The sequence below is a fragment of the Pseudomonas sp. HR1 genome (assembly GCF_030175875.1).
Classification (GTDB): Bacteria; Pseudomonadota; Gammaproteobacteria; order Pseudomonadales; family Pseudomonadaceae; genus Chryseomonas; species Chryseomonas oryzihabitans.
Genome location: NZ_JASNRF010000001.1, coordinates 1358494 through 1377233, shown reverse-complemented (window position 1 = coordinate 1377233; position 18740 = coordinate 1358494). Strand labels below are relative to the sequence as shown.

Sequence of the window (18740 nt, the reverse complement as noted above, 5' to 3'; positions counted from 1 at the left end):
CCCTTTTGCGTGCTAGCCCAGGCGGAAGCGGGTGGTGTTGGCCGTCAGGGTGCGACTGCCCGCCTCCAGACCCACCGCCGTGCTCTGCACCGTGCGCGCATTGCCGAGCAGATCGGCCGCGGCCCCATCGATCTGCTGGATATTGCCACTGACCTGGTCGGCGGTGACCGCCTGCTGTTCGGCGGCGGTGGCGATCTGCACCAGGGTGTCGGAGACACCCTGCACCGACTCGGCGATCTCTTCCAGCCGCCGCCCCAGCCCGGTGATCGACTGGGCATCGCTGGCGGCCTGGCCGCAGGCCTCCTGCATCAGGGACACGGCCTGCGCCACGGTGCCGCTCAGGCTGCCAACGGTCCCGGCGATCTGCGCCGTGGAAGCCTGGGTGCGCTGCGACAGCGAACGTACCTCGTCGGCGACCACCGCGAAGCCCCTTCCCTGGTCACCGGCCCGGGCCGCCTCGATGGCGGCGTTGAGCGCCAGCAGGTTGGTCTGTTCGGCGATGCCGCGGATGACGTCCACCACCTGCTGGATCTGCCCGGCCTGGGCATTGACCTGGGCCATGGCTGCAGCCGTCTCGTCCAGGCGCTGGTTGAGGCGCTGAATGCTGGCGGTGGTCTGGCGACTGTCACTCTGGCTGGCCTCGGCGATGCCGCGCATCTGCTCGGCGCGCCCGGCGGCCTCTTCGCAACTCTGGGCCACGCCCTGGGCGGTGGCGGCCAGTTCGGTGGCGGCGGTGGCGATCTGGGTGATCTGCTGGCGCTGGGCTTCGACGGCGCCCAGCGCCGCCTCGGCCTGCTGACCCAGCTCCCCGGACGCCGTGCCCACCTGGCGACTCTCCTGCTCGACCGCCTGCAGACTGCCGCGCAGCTGCACCACGGCCAGGTCCAGTGCGCGGCCGATCTCGGCCAGTTCGTCCTGGCCAGTCACCTGGGCCGAACGGGTCAGGTCGCCGTCACGCAGGCCTTCGGCCAAGTTGGTGATGCGCCGGGCGCTGCCGCGAATGGCGGCCTGCATGCACAGCAGCAGGTAGCAGGTCACCACCAGCAGCAGGCCGAAGCCGGCGGCGATGGCGGCAAAGCTGCGCACGGCATCGGCGCCATAGTATTGCAGCCGTTGGTCCAGATTCTTCAGGGTCTGCTGGCGGAAGGTCTGCAGTCCCTGCAGGACCCCGTCCAGCGTGGTTTCGAACTGCTCCGGCTTGAGCGTGATCTCGCCGCCGAACACCCCCTGATCGAGGGTCTTGAGACTGGCGTCCAGCTGGCTGCTGAGCTTCTGGTAATCATCCTTCCAGCCGGCCATGTCGGCGGGCAGCTTGTTGCCGAGCAGCACCGCGACCTTGGCCAGGCTCTCGCTGGAATCGCCGACGCGGGCGCGCAGGTCGCGCAACTGCAGGCGGCTCTGCAGGCTGAACTGGCCGGAGACCACACTGGCCTGACCGACGCTGGCCAGGCGGCCGAGGCGCTCGTACAACTCGACCGACTGGGTGGTGCCGATCTGCATCAGCAGGTAGGTTTCCATCCAGGGATCGAGGATGAGGCCGCTGTCCAGGGCGATCTCCTCGCGCAGCGCCTGCACGGCGCCCAGGGCGGCGGTGAATCTGTCGTAGCCGTCCGGCCACCAGCCCAGGCTGCGCAGATCGCTGACCTCAAGCCCGGCGAGCGCCTGCTGCAGGGTCTTGAAGCGCGCCTGCACATCGGCGCTGGCCCCTTCGCTCTCCAGTTGCTGTCCGAGCTGGGCGAGCCGCTCGCGCCGACTGTCGTTGCGACTTTCCAGAGCGGCTATGGCGGCCTGCACGGCCGGCGTCTCCTGGCGACTGGTGTCGATCGCCTTCCAGCGCGCGGTCAGGTTGCGCCGGAGGGTGAGTTCTTCTTCCACGGCATCCAGCCGTTGCAGCAGTCGCACGCCACTGCGCTCGCCACTGACAGTGGCCAGCTTGGCCTGGAAATCGGCGCCCAGCAGCCAGAGACTGACCGCCAGCGGCAGGATGAACAGCACCAGCAGCAGGGCGAACTTGCGGGCGAAGCCGAACTGGCTCAGCACGCGCATACCCGGTGACAACAAAACACCCATGTTCGACCACTCCTGTGCCGGCCACCGGCAAGCGTCGGCTATCCGTTGCGGATAGCTATAGGACGATTTGTCGGCAAACTAACGACTTTCTTGAAAGATAGGGCACAATCGCCGCCCTCCCGTATTCCCAGACCCGGTCCTGCACTCAGGCCCGGGCGTTGCCGTTAAAGGACCGTCCGCGTGGAACGCCTCAAAGCCAAGATTCGCAGCGAAGGCCAAGTACTCTCCGAGCAGGTGCTCAAGGTCGATGCCTTCCTCAACCACCAGATCGATCCGGCGCTGATGCGCGACATCGGTCAGGAGTTCGCCCGCCGCTTCGCCGACGCCGGCATCACCAAGATCGTGACCATCGAAGCCTCGGGGATCGCCCCGGCGGTGCTGACCGGACTGGAGCTGGGCGTGCCGGTGATCTTCGCCCGCAAGCACCAGTCGCTGACCCTGACCGACAACCTGCTGGTGGCCAGCGTCTATTCCTTTACCAAGCAGACGGAGAGCACCATAGCCGTCTCGACCATGCATCTGTCATCCGACGACCGGGTGCTGATCATCGACGACTTCCTCGCCAACGGTAAGGCGGCCAAGGCGCTGATCTCCATCATCGGTCAGGCCGGGGCCCAGGTCGCAGGGCTGGGCATCGTCATCGAGAAGTCCTTCCAGGTCGGTCGCGCCGAACTCGACGCCCAGGGCTATCGCGTCGAATCCCTGGCCCGCGTCGCTTCCCTGGCCGATGGTCAGGTCACCTTCGCCGAGTAAGCCATGGCTCAGATACTGCGCATTCTCGGGGCCGATCTCGATCGCACCGAAACCTGGATCCGTTACGACAAGGCCATGTGCCTGGACTGCGTATCCAGCTGCTGCACCCTGCCGGTGGAAGCCCGCCTGTCCGATCTGATCCGCATGGGCGTGGTGGACGAATTCGAGAAGGGCGAGCCGCTCAAGGACATCGCCAAGCGACTCAAGAAGGACGGCGTGGTCGAGCGCCTCAACGCCAAGACCGGGCTGTTCACCCTGGTGCGGCTGTCCAACAACGACTGCGTCTACCTGCATCCCAAGACGCGGCTGTGCACCATCTACGACCAGCGTCCGGAAACCTGCCGCAACCACCCAAGGGTCGGTCCGCGCCCGGGGTATTGCGCCTACAAGCCGCAGAAGCTGCGTTGAATCCCTGATCGCGGCCATGCGGGTGCGCCGTAGCGACCGCTCTGGCTTGGACTATCGCGGCCATGGGCCGCTCCTACAGAAGCCTCATCTCCTGTAGGAGCGGCCCATGGCCGCGATAAGACTTCCCGGCGGCCGAGCCTTTCAGGCGAGCCGCTAGAAATCACCGCTCTCCATCGCCCTCTTCATATCCTCCCGCTCTTCCAGGCATTCCGGGCCGGCCATGTCGAAGATCCGGCAGACCCAGGGCCGCACCTCGTAGATGCTGCAATTCATCTGCTCGCGATCCAGGGCGGCGCACCAGCCGTCGTCGAGGCGCTTCATGCGGGTACCGGTCCAGTCTTCCTCGATGTAGCGGGCGGGCACGCCGGCATCGTCGAACAGCAGGACTTCCTGGCGGCAGCACCAGGCCTGACAGCTCTCGCAGGTCACGGTTGGGGTGGAAAGATCGTGCAGGGGGATGTCGCTCATGTGCGCAGTGTACCGCCCCCGACCGCCCAGCGGTTTCCGGCCGATGGCTGGAGCAGTTACCATGCGCGTCCCTGACGGTTGTAACCAGTTGTGACCATGCCCAAGCCCTCTTCTCGCGCAGGAGCCGCCATGACGGCCGCACCCCGCTATCGCTTCTATGTCGTGGTCGTCGTGCTGGTCCTGCTGACCTGCGTGGTCGCCGGCCGCATCACCTACCTCAAGCTGTTCGATGCCGCCTTTCTGGGTGACCAGGGCGATCGCCGCTCGGTGCGCCACATCGCCATTCCAGTGACCCGCGGCATGATCACCGACCGTAACGGCGCGCCCCTGGCGGTTTCCACCGAGGTGGTGACCATCTGGTGCAATCCGTCCGAGATGCAGGACAGCGCCGACCAGCTGGGGCGCCTGGCCCAGGCCATCCACAAACCGGAAGCCGAACTGCGCAACCTGATCCTCGGCCATCCGGAAAAGCACTTCCTCTACCTGGCGCGGGCCCTGTCGCCCATCGATGGCGAGAACATCATGGCTCTCGGCGTGCCCGGGGTGCGCCAGATCAAGGAGTACAAGCGCTACTACCCCAGCTCCGACCTGGTGGCCCAGGTGATCGGCATGGTCAACATCGACGGCCATGGCCAGGAGGGGCTGGAACTGGGCTTCGAAGACTGGCTGGCCGGTCGCGGCGGGGTGCGCGAGGTGCTGATCAATCCGCGCGGTTCGGTGGTCAAGAACATCCGCGTGGTGCGCCAGCCGCAACCGAGCAAGGACGTGGCCCTGTCCATCGACCTGCGCCTGCAGTTCATCGCCTATCGCGCCCTGCAGACGGCGGTGGAGAAGTTCGGCGCCCAGTCCGGGTCGGCCGTGCTGGTCAATCCCAAGACTGGCCAGATCCTGGCGATGACCAACTTCCCCTCCTACAACCCCAACAACCGCGCCACCCTGCAGATCCCCAACATGCGCAACCGCACCCTGACCGACGCCTTCGAGCCCGGCTCGGTGATCAAGCCGTTCAGCATGTCGGTGGCCCTGGCCTCGGGCAAGTTCAACGAGAACAGCACCGTGGACGTGGCGCCGGGCTGGATGACCATCGACGGTCACACCATCCACGACGTGGCCAAGCGCGGCGTGCTGACCATGACCGGGGTGCTGCTCAACTCGTCCAACATCGGCATGAGCAAGGTGGCCCTGCAGATCGGCCCGCTGCCCATCTACGAACAGCTCAGCCGGGTCGGTTTCGGCAATCCCATGGCGCTGGGCTTTCCCGGCGAGAACGCCGGCTACCTGCCCGGCCACACCAAGTGGTCGCAGATCGCCACGGCCAGTATGTCCTTTGGCTACAGCCTGGCGGTCAACGTCGCCGAATTGGCCCAGGCCTATTCGGTGATCGCCAACGACGGCCTGCTGACCCCCCTGACCCTGCTCAAGGACCAGAAGCAGCAGAGCGTCCAGGCCATGGACCCGACCATCGCCGGGCGCCTGCGCGCCATGCTCAACCACGTGGTGGAAGACGAAGGCGGCGTGATCCGCGCCCGGGTGCCCGGCTATCACGTGGCCGGCAAGTCGGGTACCGCGCGCAAGGCCGGCTCCGGCAGCTACACCGAGCACGCCTATCGCTCGCTGTTCGTCGGCATGGCGCCGGCGGCCGATCCCAAGCTGGTGTTGGCGGTGATGCTGGATACCCCGACCAAGGAAGGCTACTTCGGTGGCCTGGTCTCGGCGCCGACCTTCAGCGAGATCATGTCCGGCGCCCTGCGCGCCCTGGCCGTGCCGCCGGACAACCTGCCCGACACCAATACCGCCCAGCAGGCCAAGACCGAACCGCATTCCCACGGTTGAGCGGCTGACGGAAACGAAAAAGGGCGACCCCAGGGTCGCCCTTTTGCATGCTGTGTTACCCGGCCAGAGCTTGTTCAAAGGCTCGCGAGCTAGAGCCAGACAAGGCGAAAAGACCTGAGGAAGCGGAGTTTACGAGCGGTAAATGAGCATTCCGAAGGTCTTTTCAACGCAGTTTGGCCGACGCGCAGCAGACTTTGGACAAGCTCTCAGCGGTGCAGCACGTACTGACCGGTAAAACGTACCCCATCCTCGCCACTCTCGCTGACGATGCGCGACTGCAGGGTGATGCGCGCGCGCCCGCGACGGCGGAAGGTGGTCTCGAAGCGTTCCCAGGCGCGCGCCTCGGGCGGCTCGCCATAGGCCAGGGCATCGGTGGTGATGGGTCGCGGATAGCTGATCTGGCCTTCCTGGATGAGGATATGGCCTTCCTCGATGCCGGCTTCGCGCAGGCGCAGGTACAGCCAGCCCCAGCCGGCCAGCACGGCCACGCAATAGAGGCTGCCGCCGAACATGGTGCTGGCGTGGTTGATGTTGGCGTCCAGCGGGGCATGCAGCTGCAGGCGCTGCTCGCTCCAGTCGCGGACTTCCAGGCCCAGGGCCTTGGTGATGGGAATATCGTGGTGCAACAGGGATTCGAGATGACGGCAGTCGCGGCTCATGCCGGGGTCCTTACAGACAGAATTTCACTATCAGGAGCAGACGCAAGCCATGACCCATGGGTCACGTCCTGGCGCCATTGTGCACCAAGGAAGGCCGCTCCGGGGAAATGGCCGCCGGCAGGCGGAAGCGGAAGCGGGCGCCGCCCAGACTCGATTCGTCGATGGTCAGGCTGCTGCGATAGCCTTCGAGGATATCCTGCACCACGGCCAGGCCGATGCCCTGCCCGGGGTGCCGGCTGTCCATGCGCATGCCGCGGCGCAGCACGCTCTCGCGGCGCTCGGCGGGAATCCCCGGGCCGTCGTCCTCGATGTCGAGGATCCAGTGCTCGGTGTGCCGGCGGGCACTGACCCGTACCTGGGTCAGGCAGAGCCGATAGGCGTTTTCCAGCAGGTTGCCGAACACCTCCAGCATGGCGGCTTCCTCGGCCTGCACCCGCAGATTCGGCGGCAGGTCCATGTCCGCCTGGACGCGTTTCTCGGCATAGACCTTGTCCAGGGTGCTGAACAGCGACTCCAGCAGCGGCGCCAGCTCCAGCGGCCGGCTGAGCACCGCGCCGCCCTGGCGCGTGGCCCGCTGCAGCTGGTACATCACCTGCTGGTTCATGCGCTCGATCTGGGTCTGCAGGGTGCCGACCTCCTGATCCAGCTGCGGCCGGCGGCGCAATTCCTCGGTCACCCCCTGCAGCACCGCCAGCGGCGTCTTGAGGCTGTGGGCGAGATCGCCGAGGGTGTCGCGATAGCGCTCGCGCTGCAGCCGTTCGTGGTCGAGCAGGCGGTTGAGCGAACGGATCAGCCGGCTGATCTCGCTGGGCACGTTGTTTTCGTCGAGCAGCTCGCGCTGATCGGTCTCCACCGCATCGAGTTGCTGGCTGAGACGGCGCAGCGGGCGCAGGCTCCACTGCATGACCAGCGCCAGCAGCAGCAACAGGGCGCCCAGCACCCCCACCAGCCAGAGGATCACCTGGTGCAGGAAGGTGGCGCGCAGCCGCTCGTATTCCTCGGCCGGCTGCATGGTGACCACGCTGAAGCCGGCCACCGGCGGATTGCCCAGCAGCACCTCGCGATCGAAGACGAAGAAGCCCTGCCCCTGGTCGTCGGTGGCCTTGACCAGCTTGACTCCGCCGCCGTCGAAGGTCGGCTTGTAGTTGGGCCGCTCCTTGATCGCCGAGCGCGAGCGCCACAGCAGGCGGCCGTTCTGGTCGTAGACATAGCCGAGGATCGGCGAGCCGGGTCGGTCGAAGACCTCTTCGGCGATCATCTCCGGCATCGCCAGCCGGCCGTCGATGGCGCGCGCCGCACCGATCAGGGTGTTGGCGTTGGCCTCCAGCCGCGCGGCGACGAAGTTTTCCACGGTGCGGTCGAAGGCGTTGCGGATCGCCGGCACGATCAGCGCCAGGCAGACGCTGACCAGCAGGGCCGCGCTGAGCAGCAGCCGCACACGAAAGGAACGGATCACTGGCAGCGCTCGGTGAACAGGTAGCCGCGGCCCCGGACCGTTTCGATGGGTTGCATCTGGCAGCTGGCCTCCAGCTTGCGCCGCAGGCGCCCCACCAGCACCTCGATGACATTGCTGTCGTGCTCGCCGTCATCGTCGTAGAGCTGCTCCATGAGCCGCTCCTTGGTGATCACCTGCTGGTGGTTGCGCATCAGGTATTCCAGCAGGCGGTATTCGTAGGCGGTCAGCTGCAGCGGCTGCTCTTCGTTGAAGGCCTGCTGGCGGCCCAGGTCGAGCTTGAGCGAACCGGCGCGGATGCTCGGCTGGACGAAACCCGCCGAACGACGCAGCAGCACGTTGAGGCGCGCCTCCAGCTCTTCGAACTGGAAAGGCTTGACCACATAGTCGTCCGCCCCGGCGCCGAGCCCCTCGACCTTGTCCTGCCAGCTGCCGCGGGCGGTGAGGATGAGGATCGGCAGGGTCGCGCCCTGGTTGCGCAGCTGGCGGATCAGATCGAGACCGCTCATGCCGGGCAGGCCCAGGTCGATGATGGCGAGATCGTGATGGAATTCGCGGGCGCTGTAGAGCGCTTCTTCCGCATCGGCCACGGCATTGACGACATGACCGGCTTCACCCAGACGCACCTTGAGGTGGTGGCGCAGCAGGTTTTCGTCTTCGACGACGAGGATCTTCATGCAGACTCCTGAACAGCTAACGAGACGTTCTCTGGCCGCGACTGCGCCTGTCGCGTGCTTCGCGCAGCGGCGCCCTGGTGCCGATTATGGCGCCTGGAGCCGGCCGGCGGCGAGAGCGGGAAGGGAATGGCTGGGATCACTGACTTTGTTCCGGGCAAAAAAAACCTCTCCAGTTGGAGAGGTAAGGAGCACTTCATGGGGATCGGAAACTGCCGTTGGGGGACGGCTCCGTCGCGAGACGGCTACAGGGGACCAGAGCTGACTTGGTGACCCTGTAGTGGAGTTACAAGGATGAACATCGCCAGGTCGGGTCGAAGTGTCCGGACGATCTGCCGTAGCGGGAGCTGCGCTAGGGTGAACATATCCGGGCGACCTCGGCGTTGCTGATCTGACAGTTGCAGATTAGGCCAATGGCCCTGAACGCTGCCTGAACTCGTCCTGAACGCTAGCTGAACGGCCGCGAAGTGGCCCGAGAGCGACGGACGGTGGCCTCGGCCGATCCGCCGCCGGACGAGGCCTCAGGGCAGCTTGCCCAGGCAGCCGCCCAGGGTGTCGGCCACGTTCTGCAGCAGCTGGGCATAGCCGCCGGCGTTGGCCGGGATGCGGGCGCCGAGGGGATCGAGTTCCACCAGGGTCACCGGCAGGCCGCTGCTCAGGGTAGTGGCGATCTTTGGCTGCAGCGGCGGCTCGGTGAAGACGCAGGTCGGCCCGGCAGCCTTGAGTTCGTCGCGCATGGCGGCCACGTGGCGCGCGCCGGGCTGAACGTCGGCGCCCAGGGCGAAGACGCCGCGATGGCTCAGGCCATAGGCTTCCTCGAAGTAGTCGAAGGCTTCGTGGAAGACGAAATAGGGCTTGCCGGCCAGCGGCGCCAGCTGGGCGCGCAGGGCCTGGTCCTTGGCGGCCAGTCCGCTTTCGAAGGCCTTGAGGTTGCTGGCGTAGCGACTGGCATTGGCCGGATCGGCCTGGCTCAGGTCGGCGGCCACGCGGGCGGCGATCACCCGGGCGTTGGCCGGGCTCAGCCAGAGGTGGGCATCCAGGCTGCCCGGACGATGATCGTGGTCGTGGGCGTATTCGGGCTCGCCGCCCTGTTCCTCGCCATGCGCGTGCTCGTGCTCGTGCTCGTCGCCGTGATCGTCGTCATGGGCGTCCGCATGCTCGGCACCGAAGCGGCGCAGGTGCAGGCCGGGCAGCTCCTGGACGGCCAGGCTGGGGCCCTGGCGCTCCTTGAGCACCGCCGGCAGGAAGGCCTCCAGATCCGGGCCGATCCAGTAGACCAACCGGGCCTCGCGCACCTGGCGCAGATCCGAGGGCCTCAGGGCGTAGTGGTGCGGCGAGGCACCCGGCGGCAGCAGCACGGCGGGCTGGCCGGCGCCGTCCTGGATGGCGGCGGCGATCAGTTGCAGGGGTTTGATGCTGGTGAGCACCTTCACCTCGGCCTGGGCGGGCAGCAGGGTGCAGGCGAGCAGCAGGGAGGCGACGAGGGGTAGGAGGCGCGGCACGTGAAAATCCCGATTCTTAAGAGAGGTGCAATATAATAACGTCCTGGCTCCCAAGGTACTGTTTCATGACCGACGCCCCCCTGGCCTTTCGGCCCCACGATCATTCGCGCTGCGTCGCCCACGCGCTGGCCGAGGCCGACGCCCTCTGCAGCCGCGCCGGCGTGCGCCTCACCGAGCTGCGCAAGCGGGTGCTGGAGCTGGTCTGGCAAAGCCACAAGCCGCTCGGCGCCTACGACATCCTGGCCGTGCTCAGCGAGCAGGACGGCCGCCGCGCCGCGCCGCCCACCGTCTACCGGGCGCTGGATTTCCTGGTCGAGAACGGCCTGGTGCACCGCATCGCCTCCCTCAACGCCTTCGTCGGTTGCAACCATCCCGGCGAGGCCCACCAGGGCCAGTTCCTGATCTGCCGCAGCTGCCAGGTGAGCATCGAGCTGGAACAGCCGGCCGTGCACCAGGCGATCCTCGACGGCGCCAGCGCCGTGGGCTTCCAGGTCGAAGGCCAGACCGTGGAAGTGGTCGGTCAGTGCGCCGCCTGCCGGAAGCAGGCATGAGCGAGGCGCTGATCCGGCTGCAGGAGGTCGGCGTGACCTTTGCCGGCCAGCCGGTGCTCGATCAGGTCAGCCTGACCCTGGATCCCGGCCGCATCGTCACCCTCATCGGCCCCAATGGCGCCGGCAAGACCACCCTGGTGCGCAGCGTGCTCGGCCTGCTCACGCCCGATCGCGGCAGCGTCTGGCGTCGCCCGCGGCTGCGCATCGGCTACATGCCGCAGAAGCTGCAGGTGGATGCCACCCTGCCGCTGTCGGTGCTGCGCTTCCTGCGCCTGGTACCGGGCGTGAATCGCGCCAGTGCCCTGGCCGCCCTCGGCGAAGTGGGCGCCGAAGGCGTCATCGACAGCCCTCTGCAGAGCATTTCCGGCGGCGAGTTGCAGCGGGTGCTGCTGGCCCGCGCCCTGCTCCGCCAGCCCGAGCTGCTGGTGCTCGACGAACCCGTGCAAGGCGTCGACATCAACGGCCAGAGCGAGCTGTACCGGCTGATCGGCCAGTTGCGCGAACGCCATGGCTGCGGCGTGCTGATGGTGTCCCACGACCTGCACCTGGTGATGGGCGCCACCGACCAGGTGATCTGCCTGAATCGGCACATCTGCTGCTCGGGCCATCCCGAGCAGGTCAGCGGCGATCCGGCCTATCAGGCGCTGTTCGGCCAGAGCGCGCGCAACCTGGCCGTCTATCACCACCACCACGATCACGCCCACGACCTGCATGGCGGCGTGGTCAAGACCCCGCATGTCCATGGAGCCCACTGCAAGCATGGCTGATTTTCTGCTGTATGCCCTGCTCGCCGGTCTCGCCCTCGCCCTTGTCGCCGGTCCCCTCGGCTCCTTCGTGGTCTGGCGGCGCATGGCCTATTTCGGCGACACCCTGTCCCATGCCGCCCTGCTCGGGGTCGCCGTGGGCTTCTTGCTGGATGTCAGCCCGACCCTGACCGTCACCGTCGGCTGCCTGGCGCTGGCCGTGGTGCTGGTGGTGCTGCAGCGTCGTCGGGGGCTGGCCGCCGACACCCTGCTCGGCATCCTCGCCCACAGCACCCTGTCGCTGGGGCTGGTGGCGCTGTCGTTCATGCACGAGGTGCGCATCGACCTGATGAGCTACCTGTTCGGCGATCTGCTGGCGGTGGGTCCCGGCGATCTGCGCTGGATCCTTGGCGGCAGCGCCCTGGTGCTGGTCGCCCTGGCCTGCCTGTGGCGGCCGCTGCTGGCCATCACCGTGCACGAGGAACTGGCCCAGGTCGAAGGCCTGCCGGTGACCTGGATCCGCCTGGCGCTGATGCTGCTGGTGGCCATCGTCATCGCCGTGGCCATGAAGATCGTCGGGGTGCTGCTGATCACCTCGCTGCTGATCATTCCCGCCGCCACCGCCCAGCGCCACGCCCGCAGCCCTGAGCAGATGGCCTGTGGCGCAAGCCTGCTGGGCATGGCCGCGGTGTGCCTGGGGCTGACGCTGTCCTGGTACCAGGACACCCCGGCCGGCCCCTCGGTGGTGGTGGCCGCCGCCGGGATGTTCCTGCTGGGCTACCTGTTGCCCCGCCGCGCCTAGGCGCTCTAGCGCGGCGCCTGCCAGACCGCCTGGCTGACGTCCACCGCCCGGGGGATCAGCCCCTGGGCCTTGAAGATGTCGGCGGTCTGCTGCTGGGTGGCGATGATCGCCGGCGTCAGCGCCGTCGCACCATAACCGGTACGCGCCTGCCAAGTGGCGATCACCGCTTCCGGCAGTCCGATCTGCTCGGCCAGGATGCGTGTCACCTCCGGCTTGTGGGTATTGGCCCAGGCACCAGCCTTGGCCAGTTCCGCCAGCAGCAGGCGGATCGCCTCGGGATGGGCGTCGGCGAAGCGGCGGGAGCCCTCATAGAAGCTGTTGGCGTGCAGCAGTCCTTTGTAGTCGGCGAGCACGCGCACCGGCTGGCTCTGCTGGATGGCCGCAAGATAGGGGTCCCAGACCACCCAGGCGTCCACCGACCCATTGACGAAGGCGGCGCGGGCGTCCGCGGGCGGCAGATACACCGGCTGGATGTCCTTGAAGCTCAGCCCGGCTTTTTCCAGGGCGGCGACCAGCAGGAAGTTGGCGCTCGATCCCTTCTGCACCGCCACCTTCCTGCCCCTGAGGCCGGCGACGTCGCGGATCGGCGAGGCGGTTGGCACCAGGATGGCCTCCACCGCCTCGCTGGCCGGTTCGGCGCCCAGGTAGACCAGGTCGATCCCGGCGGCCTGGGCGAAGATCGGCGGTGGCGAGCCGGTATAGCCGACGTCGATGCTGCCGGCATTGAGCGCCTCCAGCAGTTGCGGCCCGGCCTGGAATTCGCGCCAGCTCACCTGGTAGCCCTGGGCGCCCAGGGCCTGCTCCAGGGTACCCTGGGCCTTGAGCACGGCCAGCAGACCTCCGCCTTTCTGATAGCCGATGCGCAGCGCCTGGTCGGCGGCCTGGATCGGGGCGAGCATCCCGAGCGCCAGCAACAGAACGGCGCCCCGCGCCAGCCAGCGTCGAAGAGAGGAGCGAAACATGGCGACCTTCCTTATATTCCATTTGGAAAGGTCAGCCTGGCCTATCTAGATCCGAATGTTTAATACATTTCTCTGCTAAGGCTATGCCCAGCCAGGCAGCGAGGGCCAGCCAAGGTCCGATTGACGCTGGCCCCAGGATCGCGCCACCCTGCGCCAGCGGCGACCACCGGGGTCGCCGACCCTATCGGAGCCTGCCATGCCTTTTCTGATCGAGACCTTCGACAAGCCGGACAGCCTGGCCCTGCGCCAGCAGCATCGCCCGGCCCACCTGGACTTCCTGCGCGAGAACGCCGCCGCGCTGCTGGCCTGCGGCGCCAAGCTCAGCGACGACGGCGAGACCGCCACCGGCAGCGTCTACATCGTCGATGTGGAAACCCGCGCCGAAGCCGAAGCCTTCATCGCCCGCGATCCCTTCACCAGCGCCGGACTGCCGGGCGAGGTGCGCATCACCCGCTGGCGAAAGGCGATTCTGGACGGCAAGGCGTTCGTCTAGGTGCTCTCCAGGGCGGCCTGACCGGCCGCCTCCGCCCTACCGCGAATTGGCTTAAGAATCCCTTAAACCTGGCAAAATGCCACCTTAATCAACGCCGTTCGCAGCCGTTGCAAGTTCACACTTCTAGGAATCGCTTCACAGAAAAGTGATGCAGCGCAAGAAAAGCCCGAGTTTTCCCGGCGCTACCGCAAGGAAGCTAACGAACTAGCCTAAGCTCACCGGGCTCAGATGATCTGATGCGCCGACATCCTTTCCCACTCCTGTGGAAACGCTGTCTCGCTTAGCTAGTACAGAGGACTCAGCATGACCAAGACCACGCCTGAAAAGGATCTGCGCATCGAGACGATTCGCGGCCTGGCGCTGTTTCTGATGGTAGCGGGCCACGTCATCGGCAGTTCGTCGACCCTGGGCATGAAGGTGCCCGACGACTCCGTGCTGCGCTATCTCTACGACTCTCTCGTCTATGTCCGGATGCCGCTGTTCACCGCCATCTCCGGCTACGTCTATGCCTTGCGCCCGGTGAATACCGGCAGCGACCTGTCGCGCTTCTACCAGGGCAAGTTCAAACGCATCGGGATTCCCCTGCTGGTGGTGTCGACGCTGTTCTTCGCCCTGCAGATGGCCGTGCCCAACACCAACTACAAGCCGCAGCTGACCGACATCTTCAGCATCTACTTCTTCAGCTATGCGCACTTCTGGTTCCTGCAGTCGATCTTCTGCATCTTCGTGGTGATCGCCCTGCTGGAGAAGGCCGGCCTGCTGCTGACCTTGCGCAACTTCGGCCTGGTGTTCGCCGTGGCCCTGGCGGCGTCCTTCGCCTGGGAGAGCTTCCCGGACCTGTTCAGCCTCTACAAGGCGGTGCAGCTGTTCCCCTTCTTCCTCCTGGGCCTGGGTCTCTACCGCTTCGGCGCGCAACTCATCACCCGGCGCAACGTCACCACCATGGCCGTGGCCCTGGCGATCCTGGTGATCATCGACCAGGCGTATCTGTTCGAACTGGTGGATCTCGACGAGAACGACATGGCCGTGGTCGGCACCGCCCTGGGCCTGGCCGCCATCAGCCTGCTGATCGCCCGCCGCTTCTACTTCAAGCCGCTGGCCTGGCTGGGCTATTTCTCCTTCGAAATCTACCTGTTCCACGTCTTCGGCACCGCCGGTGCCCGCATCGTGCTGAACAAGCTGCAGGTTCACGACGTCTGGGTGGTCTTTACCGTCAGCATGGTCATGGGCCTGTTCCTGCCGGTGGCGCTCAAGCTGGTGCTGGAACGCATCAGTCCGCTGCACTTCCTCAGCGTGGCCTTCTTTGGCGCCAAGACCCGGGTCAATCGGGCTACGCCGCCGCTGCAAAAGAAAGCCACCGCCTAGGCGCCCGGCTCGGACGACCCGCCATAAAAAACCCACGCTTTGGCGTGGGTTTTTCATTATCTGGCGGATCAGTCGACGCTGAGCACGACCCGACCCCGGGTGGGGCACTGCTCCATGCAGCGGTGGGCCTCGACGAATTGCTCGAAGGGAAAGACCTGCTTGATCTGCGCCTTGAGCAGGCGATCGCGAGTCAACTGGTCGATGTGCTGCAGGGCCTCGCGCACCGCGGCGCAATCCGCCTCCAGCCCCATCTCCGGCTGGCCGGTGAAGTCCTGGACGCAGTGGATGTAGAGCTTGAATTTCTTCTTGAAGGCCGCGCAGGCCGGCAGCGGGGTCTGGTTGCCCCCATTGAGGCCGTAGAGCAGCAGCCGACCGCGGGGCGCCATGGCCTCGCCGAGTAGTGCCAGTTGCGGACCGCCCAGGGCATCCAGGGCCACGTGCACGCCGACACCGTCGGTGATGCTGGCGATGCGGCTGACCAGATCCTCTTCCTCGGCGGCGATGACCCTTTCCGCGCCCAGTTCGCGCAGGTAGTCACGGTCGCCGGCGTCATGGGTGCTGGCGATGACCCGGGCCCCCAGGGCCTTGGCCAACTGGATGGAGGCCGGACCGCAGCAGCGACTGGCATCGGTGATCAGCACCCATTCGCCCGGTTGCAACCGGGCCTGGTGCATCAGCGCGGTATAGACGGTGAGCAGCGGGTTGTAGTGCACCGCGGCTTCCACCGGGGTGAGCACGTCCGGGTAGCGCACCAGGGAGGTGGCCGGATAGACCAGGTCATCGCCATAGGCCGGATAGCGATTGATATCGTGACCCAGGAAGCTGGCCACGCGATCGCCCACCGCCAGGTCGGCCACGCCTTCGCCCAGGGCGGTGACCACCCCGGCCAGCTCGCAGCCGAGACCGGCCGGCGGCACGGCCTGCTCGGGGGCCAGATTCTGCCGCCAGAGCACGTCGTACCAGCTCACGCCAATGGCCTGGACCCGCACCAGCACCTCGCCTGGCCCCGCCATGGGCGTGGGCCGGTCGATGCAGGCGAGCACCTCCGGCGGGCCGAATTCGGTGAACTGGATCAGGCGGGACATGGCATTACCTCGCGTTGATGCCAACCCCGGGACGTGTGCCGAGGCGGACTGCTATGACTAGGACTCTAACCAGCCTTCCCTTAGGATTCTATGCATCCCCATCGATAATGGACATCGGGGGTATCGATCCACTCCCTGCCGGGGCCCGAATGAACCGTACCGATCTGCGTCGCGTCGACCTCAACCTGCTCATCGTGTTCGAGACCCTGATGCTCGAGCGCAGCGTCACCCGTGCCGCGGAAAAGCTGTTTCTCGGCCAGCCGGCGATCAGCGCGGCCCTGGCACGGCTGCGCACCCTGTTCGACGATCCGCTGTTCGTCCGCACCGGGCGCAGCATGGAACCCACGCCGCGGGCCCAGGAGATCGCCGCCCTGCTGTCGCCGGCGCTGGACCAGATCTCCAGCGCGGTGAGCCGCACCCAGAGTTTCGAGCCGGCCAGCGCCGACCGGGTCTTTCGCGTCGGCCTCTCCGACGACGTCGAATTCGCCCTGCTCCCACCGCTGCTCAGGCGCATCCGCATCGAGGCGCCGGGCACCACCCTGGTGGTGCGCCGGATGAACTACCTGACTGCCGCCGGCATGCTGGCCTCCGGCGAGATCACCGTGGCGGTGGGCTATACCGAGGAATTGCCGGCCAATGCCAAGCGGCGGCCGGTGCGGCGTTTCGGCTTCAAGGTGCTGCGCGCCGACAGCAAACCCGGTCGCCTGACCCTGGACGAATACTGCGCGCGGCCCCATGCCCTGGTGTCCTATGCCGGCGATCTCACCGGCTATATCGACGAACTCCTCGACAAGCTCGGCCGCCAGCGCCGGGTGGTGCTGGCGGTACCCCAGTTCAACGGCCTGGGGTCGCTGCTGGCGGAAACCGATCTGCTGGTGATGGTGCCGGACTACACCGCGCGCCTGCTGGCCAGCACCGGTGGCCTGAGGTACGAAGACCCGCCAGAAGAGCTGCGCGACGGCAGCCATGAATTGCCCATGGCCTGGAGCGGCGCCCAGGATCACGACCCCGGCGAGCGCTGGCTGAGGTCGCGCATCCAGATGTTCATTGGCGATCCGGACAGTCTTTAACGCTTGCCCATGTCGGGCTCCTGATCGCCGCGAGGCGTCCGACGCTCAGGGATGACGGCGCCCTCGGTACCGTCCGCACCCTTGGCGCCGGGAATGCCGCCAGGTCCGGCGGCACCGCCCTGGCCCCCGCTGCCGACCTTGCCCGGTAGCGCGCCGCTACCGCCTGCGCCACCCGCACCGCCGGCTCCTCCGTTGCCGGCCAGGAGCAGGTAGTCGGAATGGGCGTGCGCGGGCGTCGGCAAGACCGGCTGGGCGGCCGTTGCCGCGCTGGCGAGCAGCGCGGTGATCAGTACCAAGGTGTGGCGGGATAGCGACATCGTCATCCTCCTGCAGCGGGGGTCTCGACCGGAGCCTGGCGACCACCGCGGCGCGCTTGGGCAAGGACAGGGTCTGCAGCCAGCCACTCTAGCCCAGGGCGGACGCCGAGCTGAAGGGCTCTAGATCGCCGCTCTACGCTCAGCGCCATCACCGCCAGCGATACCTACAGCAAAACCATCATCGTCATCGATAAATGAGTTCGAGCCCTTCGATTCGTCGGCGCCCTTCCCCGGCGGCAGACTCGCCTCCCTGACCTCTTTCCACCTCGGGCGGACTCGAACATGGATCTCTTCGCGAAAACCCTCGGCCCCCTGGCCCTGACCTCCACGCTGTTCCTTGCCGCCTGCGGCGATTCCCATCCCCAGGCCAGCGCGGCACCGCCCGCGCCCAAGGTGAGCGCCGCCGAGGTGCTGCGCCAGCCGGTGGTGGAATGGGACGAGGTGACCGGCCGCCTGGAAGCGCCCGAGTCCGTGGTGGTGCGTCCCCGCGTCTCCGGCTATGTCGACCGCGTGCTCTTCCACGAGGGTGCCCGGGTCAAGCGCGGCGACCTGCTGCTGCAGATCGATCCGCGCCCCTTCCAGGCCGAGGTCAAGCGCCTCGAAGCCGAGCTGCAACAGGCCCGCGCCAACGCCAGTCGCACCGCCGACGAAGCCGCCCGTGGCGAACGCCTGCGCAGCAGCAACGCCATCTCTGCGGAAATCGTCGAGGCCCGCCGCAGCGCCGCCCAGGAAGCCAAGGCCAGCGTCGCCGCCGCCCAGGCGCAACTGGACGCCGCGCGCCTGAATCTGGGCTTCACCGAGGTCCGCGCCGCCATCGACGGGCGCGTCGGCCGTGCGGAGGTCACTGCCGGCAACCTGGTCAACGCCGGAGACACCCGCCTCACCACCCTGGTCTCCACCGACAAGGTCTATGCCTATTTCGACGCCGACGAGCGCGTCTTCCTCAAGCAGCAGGCCCTCGCCCGCCAGGGCCAGCGCGGCGCGGCCAGCCCGGTCTACCTGGCGCTGTCCAACGAAGACGACTTCTCCCACGAAGGCCACATGGACTTCATGGACAACCAGCTCGATCCGCGCACCGGCACCATCCACGGTCGCGCCGTGTTCGACAATGCCGACGGCCGCTTCACCCCGGGACTCTATGCCCGGCTACGGCTGGTGGGCAGCGGCACCTACGAAGGCACCCTGATCCAGGACGCCGCCGTAGGCACCGACCTGGGCAAGAAATTCGTGCTGGTGGTGGACGGCCAGAACAAGGCCGCCTATCGCAACGTCGATCTGGGCCCACGCCTGGAAGGCCTGCGCATCGTGCGCAAGGGGTTGGAAGCCGGCGATCGCATCGTGGTCAACGGCCTGCAGCGAGTGCGTCCGGGCATGACCGTCGACGCCCAGTCGGTGCCCATGGCCGATGCCACCACCCTGGCCGCCCTCAAGCGCCAGCGCGACGCGGTCCTCGCCAGCCTGCCGGCGCCCACCCAGCCGCTCAAGGTGGGTAGTCGCTAGACCCCAGGCTCAACCTTCTTCCCATTTCAGAC

Annotated in this window: 19 protein-coding genes; 10 read left to right on the top strand and 9 right to left on the bottom strand. The window is 67.0% G+C overall.

The window, feature by feature from the left end; translation table 11 throughout:
• Nucleotides 1–12: 12 nt before the first annotated feature.
• Nucleotides 13–2070: a methyl-accepting chemotaxis protein gene (locus QKY98_RS06390; RefSeq protein ID WP_284670543.1), complete on the bottom strand. Its 2058-nt coding sequence runs from the start codon at nucleotides 2068–2070 to the stop codon at nucleotides 13–15.
• Nucleotides 2071–2250: 180 nt separating this feature from the next.
• Here QKY98_RS06390 and QKY98_RS06385 point away from each other — a divergent pair, with 180 nt between their 5' ends.
• Both QKY98_RS06385 and QKY98_RS06380 read left to right on the top strand, forming a co-directional pair.
• On the top strand, nucleotides 2251–2823 hold the full coding sequence (locus QKY98_RS06385; RefSeq protein ID WP_027597415.1) for a xanthine phosphoribosyltransferase: 573 nt from the start codon (nucleotides 2251–2253) through the stop codon (nucleotides 2821–2823).
• A gap of 3 nt (nucleotides 2824–2826) precedes the next feature.
• Complete coding sequence (locus tag QKY98_RS06380; protein WP_027600650.1) at nucleotides 2827–3231, top strand: YkgJ family cysteine cluster protein; 405 nt, start codon at nucleotides 2827–2829, stop codon at nucleotides 3229–3231.
• 153 nt (nucleotides 3232–3384) lie between these two features.
• On the opposite strand, the gene QKY98_RS06375 is transcribed toward QKY98_RS06380, so the two are convergent.
• Nucleotides 3385–3699: a YkgJ family cysteine cluster protein gene (locus QKY98_RS06375; RefSeq protein WP_027597413.1), complete on the bottom strand. Its 315-nt coding sequence runs from the start codon at nucleotides 3697–3699 to the stop codon at nucleotides 3385–3387.
• A gap of 129 nt (nucleotides 3700–3828) precedes the next feature.
• On the opposite strand from QKY98_RS06375, the gene QKY98_RS06370 reads away from it, so the two are divergent.
• Nucleotides 3829–5532: a peptidoglycan D,D-transpeptidase FtsI family protein gene (locus QKY98_RS06370; RefSeq protein ID WP_284670542.1), complete on the top strand. Its 1704-nt coding sequence runs from the start codon at nucleotides 3829–3831 to the stop codon at nucleotides 5530–5532.
• A gap of 206 nt (nucleotides 5533–5738) precedes the next feature.
• Here QKY98_RS06370 and QKY98_RS06365 read toward each other — a convergent pair whose 3' ends face one another.
• The 4 genes from QKY98_RS06365 to znuA all read right to left on the bottom strand — a co-directional run bounded on the left by QKY98_RS06365 (nucleotide 5739) and on the right by znuA (nucleotide 9820).
• Nucleotides 5739–6191 carry a thioesterase domain-containing protein gene (locus QKY98_RS06365; protein WP_007159880.1) on the bottom strand — a complete coding sequence of 151 codons (453 nt, stop codon included), beginning with the start codon at nucleotides 6189–6191 and terminating at the stop codon, nucleotides 5739–5741.
• Nucleotides 6192–6252: 61 nt separating this feature from the next.
• Nucleotides 6253–7647, bottom strand: a complete 1395-nt coding sequence (locus tag QKY98_RS06360; protein WP_042134637.1) for an ATP-binding protein — start codon at nucleotides 7645–7647, stop codon at nucleotides 6253–6255.
• A complete protein-coding gene (locus QKY98_RS06355) occupies nucleotides 7644–8321 on the bottom strand; it encodes a response regulator transcription factor (protein ID WP_007159882.1) in 678 nt (225 codons plus the stop codon). The genes QKY98_RS06360 and QKY98_RS06355 overlap by 4 nt, the downstream gene beginning before the upstream one ends.
• A gap of 518 nt (nucleotides 8322–8839) precedes the next feature.
• The gene (gene znuA, locus QKY98_RS06350; RefSeq protein ID WP_074584193.1) at nucleotides 8840–9820 is read right to left on the bottom strand and encodes a zinc ABC transporter substrate-binding protein ZnuA; all 981 of its coding nucleotides are present in this window, start codon (nucleotides 9818–9820) and stop codon (nucleotides 8840–8842) included.
• A gap of 65 nt (nucleotides 9821–9885) precedes the next feature.
• Between znuA and QKY98_RS06345 the strand changes: the two genes are divergently transcribed.
• The 3 genes from QKY98_RS06345 to znuB are packed head-to-tail and all read left to right on the top strand — an operon-like array spanning nucleotide 9886 to nucleotide 11916.
• Nucleotides 9886–10371 carry a Fur family transcriptional regulator gene (locus tag QKY98_RS06345; protein ID WP_027597410.1) on the top strand — a complete coding sequence of 162 codons (486 nt, stop codon included), beginning with the start codon at nucleotides 9886–9888 and terminating at the stop codon, nucleotides 10369–10371.
• Complete coding sequence (znuC, locus tag QKY98_RS06340) at nucleotides 10368–11138, top strand: zinc ABC transporter ATP-binding protein ZnuC (protein ID WP_074584194.1); 771 nt, start codon at nucleotides 10368–10370, stop codon at nucleotides 11136–11138. Before QKY98_RS06345 ends, znuC begins: the two co-directional genes overlap by 4 nt.
• The gene (gene znuB, locus QKY98_RS06335) at nucleotides 11131–11916 is read left to right on the top strand and encodes a zinc ABC transporter permease subunit ZnuB (RefSeq protein WP_017642327.1); all 786 of its coding nucleotides are present in this window, start codon (nucleotides 11131–11133) and stop codon (nucleotides 11914–11916) included. Before znuC ends, znuB begins: the two co-directional genes overlap by 8 nt.
• 5 nt (nucleotides 11917–11921) lie before the next feature.
• On the opposite strand, the gene QKY98_RS06330 is transcribed toward znuB, so the two are convergent.
• Entirely contained in the window at nucleotides 11922–12878 is a 957-nt protein-coding gene (locus QKY98_RS06330) for a sulfonate ABC transporter substrate-binding protein (RefSeq protein ID WP_197852121.1), read from the bottom strand.
• Nucleotides 12879–13074: 196 nt separating this feature from the next.
• Between QKY98_RS06330 and QKY98_RS06325 the strand changes: the two genes are divergently transcribed.
• Complete coding sequence (locus QKY98_RS06325) at nucleotides 13075–13371, top strand: YciI family protein (protein ID WP_027600646.1); 297 nt, start codon at nucleotides 13075–13077, stop codon at nucleotides 13369–13371.
• 303 nt (nucleotides 13372–13674) lie between these two features.
• A complete protein-coding gene (locus QKY98_RS06320) occupies nucleotides 13675–14736 on the top strand; it encodes an acyltransferase family protein (protein WP_027597407.1) in 1062 nt (353 codons plus the stop codon).
• Between the two features lie 68 nt (nucleotides 14737–14804).
• Here the strand turns inward: QKY98_RS06320 and QKY98_RS06315 are convergent, their stop codons facing one another.
• Nucleotides 14805–15821 (bottom strand): zinc-dependent alcohol dehydrogenase family protein, encoded by a 1017-nt coding sequence (locus tag QKY98_RS06315; protein ID WP_027600644.1) that lies wholly within the window; start codon nucleotides 15819–15821, stop codon nucleotides 14805–14807.
• A 149-nt stretch (nucleotides 15822–15970) separates the two neighbouring features.
• Here QKY98_RS06315 and QKY98_RS06310 point away from each other — a divergent pair, with 149 nt between their 5' ends.
• Nucleotides 15971–16891: a LysR family transcriptional regulator gene (locus QKY98_RS06310; protein ID WP_027597405.1), complete on the top strand. Its 921-nt coding sequence runs from the start codon at nucleotides 15971–15973 to the stop codon at nucleotides 16889–16891.
• Here the strand turns inward: QKY98_RS06310 and QKY98_RS06305 are convergent.
• A complete protein-coding gene (locus tag QKY98_RS06305) occupies nucleotides 16888–17208 on the bottom strand; it encodes a hypothetical protein (RefSeq protein WP_284670541.1) in 321 nt (106 codons plus the stop codon). The two genes, QKY98_RS06310 and QKY98_RS06305, sit on opposite strands and share 4 nt — an antisense overlap.
• Before the next feature lie 282 nt (nucleotides 17209–17490).
• Between QKY98_RS06305 and QKY98_RS06300 the strand changes: the two genes are divergently transcribed.
• A complete protein-coding gene (locus QKY98_RS06300) occupies nucleotides 17491–18708 on the top strand; it encodes an efflux RND transporter periplasmic adaptor subunit (protein WP_027600643.1) in 1218 nt (405 codons plus the stop codon).
• Nucleotides 18709–18740: the final 32 nt, after the last annotated feature.

Excerpts from the sequence above, each read along its gene's own strand:
- QKY98_RS06390 (WP_284670543.1), bottom strand. The coding sequence starts at position 2,070 with ATGGGTGTTTTGTTGTCACCGGGTATGCGCGTGCTGAGCCAGTTCGGC.
- QKY98_RS06380 (WP_027600650.1), top strand. The coding sequence starts at position 2,827 with ATGGCTCAGATACTGCGCATTCTCGGGGCCGATCTCGATCGCACCGAA.
- QKY98_RS06375 (WP_027597413.1), bottom strand. The coding sequence starts at position 3,699 with ATGAGCGACATCCCCCTGCACGATCTTTCCACCCCAACCGTGACCTGC.
- QKY98_RS06370 (WP_284670542.1), top strand. The coding sequence starts at position 3,829 with ATGACGGCCGCACCCCGCTATCGCTTCTATGTCGTGGTCGTCGTGCTG.
- QKY98_RS06365 (WP_007159880.1), bottom strand. The coding sequence starts at position 6,191 with ATGAGCCGCGACTGCCGTCATCTCGAATCCCTGTTGCACCACGATATT.
- QKY98_RS06355 (WP_007159882.1), bottom strand. The coding sequence starts at position 8,321 with ATGAAGATCCTCGTCGTCGAAGACGAAAACCTGCTGCGCCACCACCTC.
- QKY98_RS06345 (WP_027597410.1), top strand. The coding sequence starts at position 9,886 with ATGACCGACGCCCCCCTGGCCTTTCGGCCCCACGATCATTCGCGCTGC.
- znuC (WP_074584194.1), top strand. The coding sequence starts at position 10,368 with ATGAGCGAGGCGCTGATCCGGCTGCAGGAGGTCGGCGTGACCTTTGCC.
- znuB (WP_017642327.1), top strand. The coding sequence starts at position 11,131 with ATGGCTGATTTTCTGCTGTATGCCCTGCTCGCCGGTCTCGCCCTCGCC.
- QKY98_RS06330 (WP_197852121.1), bottom strand. The coding sequence starts at position 12,878 with ATGTTTCGCTCCTCTCTTCGACGCTGGCTGGCGCGGGGCGCCGTTCTG.
- QKY98_RS06325 (WP_027600646.1), top strand. The coding sequence starts at position 13,075 with ATGCCTTTTCTGATCGAGACCTTCGACAAGCCGGACAGCCTGGCCCTG.
- QKY98_RS06320 (WP_027597407.1), top strand. The coding sequence starts at position 13,675 with ATGACCAAGACCACGCCTGAAAAGGATCTGCGCATCGAGACGATTCGC.
- QKY98_RS06315 (WP_027600644.1), bottom strand. The coding sequence starts at position 15,821 with ATGTCCCGCCTGATCCAGTTCACCGAATTCGGCCCGCCGGAGGTGCTC.
- QKY98_RS06310 (WP_027597405.1), top strand. The coding sequence starts at position 15,971 with ATGAACCGTACCGATCTGCGTCGCGTCGACCTCAACCTGCTCATCGTG.
- QKY98_RS06305 (WP_284670541.1), bottom strand. The coding sequence starts at position 17,208 with ATGTCGCTATCCCGCCACACCTTGGTACTGATCACCGCGCTGCTCGCC.
- QKY98_RS06300 (WP_027600643.1), top strand. The coding sequence starts at position 17,491 with ATGGATCTCTTCGCGAAAACCCTCGGCCCCCTGGCCCTGACCTCCACG.